Origin of the sequence: Rothia sp. HMSC069C10 (assembly GCF_001812205.1) — a bacterium.
GTDB classification, from domain to species: Bacteria; Actinomycetota; Actinomycetes; order Actinomycetales; family Micrococcaceae; genus Rothia; species Rothia mucilaginosa.
Map to the genome: position 1 here is coordinate 218846 of NZ_KV808297.1, position 5737 is coordinate 224582.

Below are 5737 nucleotides of genomic sequence, written 5' to 3' on the forward strand. Positions count from 1 at the left end.
CCCTCGCTTCGCTTCGGGCACCCTGATGTCGCTACGGAGGCCACCGAAACCTCCATGCACCCGCCAGATTGCGTATAGGCGTGCCCACCGGGAGCCCCTGGGTGCAGCTACGTTTTCCGGAAGCGCCCTCAGGGTGTCACACGGACGCTCTCCGCAGCGAAGCAAGGAGGGGCGGAGGCGTCCGGGTGACGGGTGCCCCTGCGTAGGCGCGGAGGAAACATGTAGCGCACCCCGTAGTCTTGGGAGACGCGAGGTACCCACCCACCCAATCCCTGCAGGAGCAAAGAGGATAATATGCACCTCAAGCCAGAAAAACCATAAAATTCGGGGAACGCAAAAATCCCGCCGATTCCTAAGAATCAGCGGGATTTTCTGTGAAGTGCGCCCCCTGGGACTCGAACCCAGAACCCATTGATTAAGAGTCAATTGCTCTGCCAATTGAGCTAGAGGCGCTTATTTATTTTTCAGGGTTTCCCCTGCAACAAGTAAATACTATACGGCATTTTATAGACACCCGCAACTCAAGTGAGCATGAACTGCATCACATACCTGTTGAGTGCTGCTGTTCAGCTTGAAACAGCAAGAATCCGGCGCCCACCCCCTCCCCCGTGTGGGGTGAGAGGTGGAACGCCGGATTCTTAGAAAGCTATTGCTGAGCTACCGCTTAGCGAGCCACCGAACCCTCGGTGTAGTCGTCGTCAGCGGTGTTCCAGGAGAACAGCTCGCGCAGCTTGCGGCCGGTTGCCTCGATGGGGTGTGCCTCGCCCTTTGCGCGCAGTTCCTTGAACTCGGGTGCGCCTGCAGCCTGGTCTTCCATGAAGCGCTTTGCAAAGTTGCCGTTCTGGATGTCTGCCAGGACAGCCTTCATGTTTTCCTTGACCTCGGGGGAGATTACGCGGGGGCCGGAGACGTAGTCGCCGTACTCTGCGGTGTCGGAGATGGACCAACGCTGCTTAGCGATGCCGCCCTCGATCATCAGGTCAACGATGAGCTTGAGCTCGTGCAGGACCTCGAAGTATGCAATTTCGGGCTGGTAGCCAGCTTCGGTCAGGACCTCGAAGCCGTACTGGACGAGCTGGGAGGTGGAGCCGCAGAGGACTGCCTGCTCGCCGAACAGGTCGGATTCGGTCTCTTCGGTGAAGGTGGTCTTAATGACGCCTGCGCGGGTTGCACCCAGTGCCTTTGCGTAGGACAGTGCCAGTGCGAGTGCTTCGCCGGATGCGTCCTTCTCGACTGCAACCAGGGCGGGAACGCCGCGGCCTGCTTCGTATTCGCGGCGGACGGTGTGGCCGGGGCCCTTGGGGGCGACCATTGCCACGTCGACACCCTCGGGTGCGGTGATGTAGCCGAAGCGGATGTTGAAGCCGTGTGCGAAGAACAGTGCGTTGCCGGGCTTGAGGTTCGGCTCGATGCTCTCTGCGTAGACCTTTGCCTGGACCTGGTCCGGGGTCAGGATCATGATGACGTCTGCTTCTGCTGCTGCTTCTGCAACGGTTGCGACGCGCAGGCCTTCTGCCTCAGCCTTGGCACGGGACTTGGAGCCCTCGGACAGACCGACGATGACCTTCACACCGGAGTCACGCAGGTTCAGTGCGTGTGCGTGGCCCTGGGAGCCGTAGCCGATAACTGCTACGGTGCGACCCTGGATCAGGGAGAGGTCTGCGTCGTCGTTGTAGAAAATGGTTGCTGCCATTTCTTCTCCTCAGTAAGTTTGGTATGCGGCCCAGGCTGGGCTCAACATTGACTATTCTACTTGAAAGCTGTTTAGTTGCGGGCTGTCGAGAGTACTTCTCAGCATCTGAAGTATCCGGAAGGTCTGTGAGCCCATAGGGGCGGGTATCGCATCGCCGCCGGTTTCCCGGTCGAAGCGGTGCGATACCCGAAGCTATCCCCCGCTAATGCGGGGTTGGTATGACACCCTGGTGGGTATTAGATGCGCTCGCTCATAGCGCGGGGGCCACGTGCCAGGCCGATGGTGCCTGCGCGAACAATTTCGCGAACACCGTAAGGCTCCAGAACATCCAGCAGTGCGTTGAGCTTCTCCTCAGAACCGGTTGCCTCGATGACAACAGACTCAGGGGAAACGTCAATCACAGATGCGCGGAACAGGTCAGCTGCCTGAACGATCTGCAGGCGAGCAACTGCATCGGCCTTGACCTTAATCAGGATGTGACCACGCTGGGTGGAGGATTCTGCGGGAAGCTCGACGACCTTCAACACGTGAACCAGCTTGTTCAGCTGCTTAGTAATCTGCTCGATGGTGTGAGCGTCACCTTCGGTTACGACGGTGATGCGGGAAACACCGGGGTTTTCGGTGGGGCCCACAGCCAGGGAGAGGATGTTGAACAGTCGGCGGGAGAACAGGCCGGAGACACGGGTGAGAACGCCCGGCTTATCTTCTACCAGAACGGACAGAGTGTGCTGAGACATTAGTTCTCTCCCTCACGATCGAACTCGGGCGAAGTGTTCTTCGCAACCCAAATCTTGTCATTAGAAACGCCTGCCGGGACCATGGGCCAGACCAGTGCGTGGGGGCTGACGGTGAAGTCAATGACCACGGGGCGGTCGTTGATTTCGAGGGCAGCCTTGATGGTTGCGTCCACGTCTTCGTCGCGTTCGCAGCGGAAGGTTGCGCAGCCGTATGCTTCGCCGAGCTTGACGAAGTCGGGGATGCGTACGGTGCCGTGGCCGTCCTTCAGGTCGGTGTTGGAGTAGCGCTCGTTGTAGAACAGAGTCTGCCACTGGCGCACCATGCCGAGGGAGGAGTTGTTGATGATGGCAACCTTGACGGGGATGTTGTTCTGTGCGCAGGTGACCAGTTCCTGGTTGGTCATCTGGAAGCAGCCGTCACCGTCGATGATCCACACGGTGGAGTCGGGGTGTGCAACCTTTGCACCCATGCCGGCAGGAACGCCGTAGCCCATGGTGCCGAGGCCTGCAGAGCTGATGAAGTGACGGGGGCTCTCCTGCTGGATGTAGTGTGCACCCCACATCTGGTGCTGGCCAACGCCGGTGACGTAGTATGCGTCGGGGCCGGTGAGAGCGCTGATGCGCTCGAGGACGTACTCGGGCGAGCCGAGGCCATCGTTGGGCTTCTCGTAGCCGAGCGGGTAATCCTTGCGGATGACGTTCAGCTCGTTCCACCACTCGGTCAGGTTCGGCAGCTGGTCTGCGAACTCGGTGGAGAGCAGCTCGATCAGTTCGGGCAGCACGTACTTGAGGTCGCCGACGATCGGCACGTCTGCGAAGCGGATCTTCGAGATTTCTGCCGGGTCAACGTCGATGTGGATGACCTTAGCCTCGGGTGCGAAGGAGTCGAGCTTACCGGTGACGCGGTCGTCGAAGCGTGCACCGAGGGTAATCAGCAAGTCAGACTTCTGCATTGCGGCGACGGCGGGGACGGTGCCGTGCATGCCGGGCATGCCGAGGTTCTGGGGGTCAGAGTCGGGGAATGCACCGATAGCGTTCAGGGTGGTGACGACGGGTGCGCCGATGAGCTTAGCCAGCTTGTGGAACTCTTCGGAAGCACCTGCGCGGACCAGGCCACCACCGACGTAGAAGACGGGGCGCTTGGATTCGGTGATGAACTTAGCTGCTTCGTGGATCTGCTTGGAGTGGCCGCGGGTGACGGGGGTGTAGCCGCGCAGCTCCAGGTCCTCAGGAATGCCGCGGTATTCCATCATGCCGACCTGTGCGTCCTTGGTGACGTCCACGAGCACGGGGCCGGGGCGGCCGGTGGATGCGATGTGGAATGCTGCTGCGAGCGCGCGGGGGATGTCCTGCGGGTCGGTGATCATGAAGGAGTGCTTGGAGATGGGCATTGCCATGCCGACGATGTCAGCTTCCTGGAATGCGTCAGAGCCCAGCAGCTTGGTGGACACCTGGCCGGTGATTGCAACCAGGGGGATGGAGTCCATGTTTGCGTCTGCGATTGCGGTCAGCAGGTTGGTTGCGCCGGGGCCGGAGGTTGCAATGCACACGCCGGTCTTGCCGCTGGACACTGCGTAGCCCTGAGCGGCGTGGCCTGCACCCTGCTCGTGGCGGACCAGGATGTGGCGGACCTTCTTGGAATCGTACAGGGGGTCATAGGTCGGCAGAATGGCTCCACCAGGCAGGCCGAATACGTCAGTCACACCCAGGTCTTCGAGGGTGCGGACGATTGCCTGAGAACCGGTCATGCGTTCTGCGGGAGCGTTTGCCGCGTCATCAGAAGTGGAAAATCCCATAGTCATGGAAATGCCTCGTGTCTTAATGGTTCTTCGTTGTACTCAATGTTCTGCGTGGGGTTTGTGTGATCCTCACGCATCCTATGCCCGGGGGTACCAAGCTATAAAAAATGCCCCTCGCTGTTGGTGGTAGCGGTAGGGGCGCTCAGTCGCAGTGAATAGACCCTGCCACTCGCCCTAGGCGACGTCGACAAGGTTTAGAATTCGCTGGAACATTGCTGTCTTCACCCTTCTATGGTGCGCCCCAAGAGGGGGTGAGTCAAATCTCTATCGGGCAACACACCCGTTTTTGTTCATAAAGGCGCAGGTCGGATACTTTCTTTCATGATGTGGACACATTGCACTTGTTTACACATTCCCACGTGTTCATTTGAACAGGTGAGAAAAACTCGCATTTTTGGACGTCATGGCGCGTAATATGTGCGAATACTCGTGACCTTCGTTGGTTGCCCCGGTAGACTGATGCTATGACCGAACCGATTATCACGGTCGCTGATGAGCTGACCGAAGCAAGTAAGTACGCAGAGGTTATCGACCCCCGTAACTCTGTTGAGAGTAGCGAGTTTTTGACGGGTGAGGAACTCATTCGGGTTCTGCACCCGGTTTTTGACGAGCAGATTATTAATTACGGTGCATACAATTTGGTGTATGCGACGGGCCGTGCGGTTTACCGTAATCCTGATTTGGCGTTGCATCAGTCTCCTGATCAGCAGCATTTTATTGTTGGGTATCAGGATGCGCCTGATGAGGTGATTATTGCTCCGGTGAATTTGCCGGCATTGACGCCTGCGGGTACGGCTACGACGATTGATAATACGAATGCTCTGCATGCGTATCGTGTGGGTGATGATGCGGTGACGCTTGAGTCGGTGAATGGCAGCTCGTTTTATTTGTCGTTTGAGGATAATGCTGAGGTTGCAACTCACCTTGGTACTGGCCTGTTGGAGCAGGGTAAGGATGTGGAGGATTTCCGTGAGTTTGTGACGCGGATTTGGCCGGTCCTGTAACAGAGACTTTTTGAAATGATTGCCCGCTGCGACTTTTGGGTTGCGGCGGGCTTTCGTGTGCTTACACGCAACCATGTTGAACGCTTGAGGGGCGGTGCGCCTCCTCGCTCCTACAGGGGCACCCGCCCTCGCTGCGCTTCGGGCACCCTGATGTCGCTACGGACGGCACCGGCGCCTCTGCGCGCACCAGGCTAACCACCACGCAACACACTAAAAGGCGACAGCCCTCCCCGCCCCACACGCAAAACACCCAACCACCAGGCAAAACACTAAACCGCGACAACCCTCCCCGCCCCACACGCAAAACACCAGCCATCACGTAACACACTAAACCGCGACAGCCTCCCCCCACTCCAGTTCGCTAGGCACGGGGCGCACATACTGAACCACCGCCTAACCCAACGGACCGGCGAGATTTCGCGAACCACTGAACCACAGGACGTAAAGAGGAGCGGGGCGGCACATCGGTAGCGCGCCGCGTTTTCCGGATGCGCCCTCAGGGTG

Annotated in this window: 4 protein-coding genes and 1 tRNA gene; 1 reads left to right on the plus strand and 4 read right to left on the minus strand. The window is 58.8% G+C overall.

What is annotated here, in order from left to right; translation table 11 throughout:
• Positions 1-380: 380 nt before the first annotated feature.
• From HMPREF2842_RS03140 to HMPREF2842_RS03155, 4 genes are all read right to left on the minus strand, one after another.
• Positions 381-453, minus strand: a tRNA-Lys gene (locus HMPREF2842_RS03140).
• A gap of 211 nt (positions 454-664) precedes the next feature.
• Positions 665-1693: a ketol-acid reductoisomerase gene (ilvC, locus tag HMPREF2842_RS03145; RefSeq protein ID WP_005505530.1), complete on the minus strand. Its 1029-nt coding sequence runs from the start codon at positions 1691-1693 to the stop codon at positions 665-667.
• A 236-nt stretch (positions 1694-1929) separates the two neighbouring features.
• The gene (ilvN, locus tag HMPREF2842_RS03150) at positions 1930-2430 is read right to left on the minus strand and encodes an acetolactate synthase small subunit (protein WP_049356602.1); all 501 of its coding nucleotides are present in this window, start codon (positions 2428-2430) and stop codon (positions 1930-1932) included.
• Entirely contained in the window at positions 2430-4232 is a 1803-nt protein-coding gene (locus HMPREF2842_RS03155) for an acetolactate synthase large subunit (RefSeq protein ID WP_070642682.1), read from the minus strand. The genes ilvN and HMPREF2842_RS03155 overlap by 1 nt, the downstream gene beginning before the upstream one ends.
• A 461-nt stretch (positions 4233-4693) precedes the next feature.
• On the opposite strand from HMPREF2842_RS03155, the gene HMPREF2842_RS03160 reads away from it, so the two are divergent.
• Positions 4694-5233, plus strand: a complete 540-nt coding sequence (locus tag HMPREF2842_RS03160; RefSeq protein ID WP_070593902.1) for a hypothetical protein — start codon at positions 4694-4696, stop codon at positions 5231-5233.
• The last annotated feature ends 504 nt before the right edge of the window (positions 5234-5737 follow it).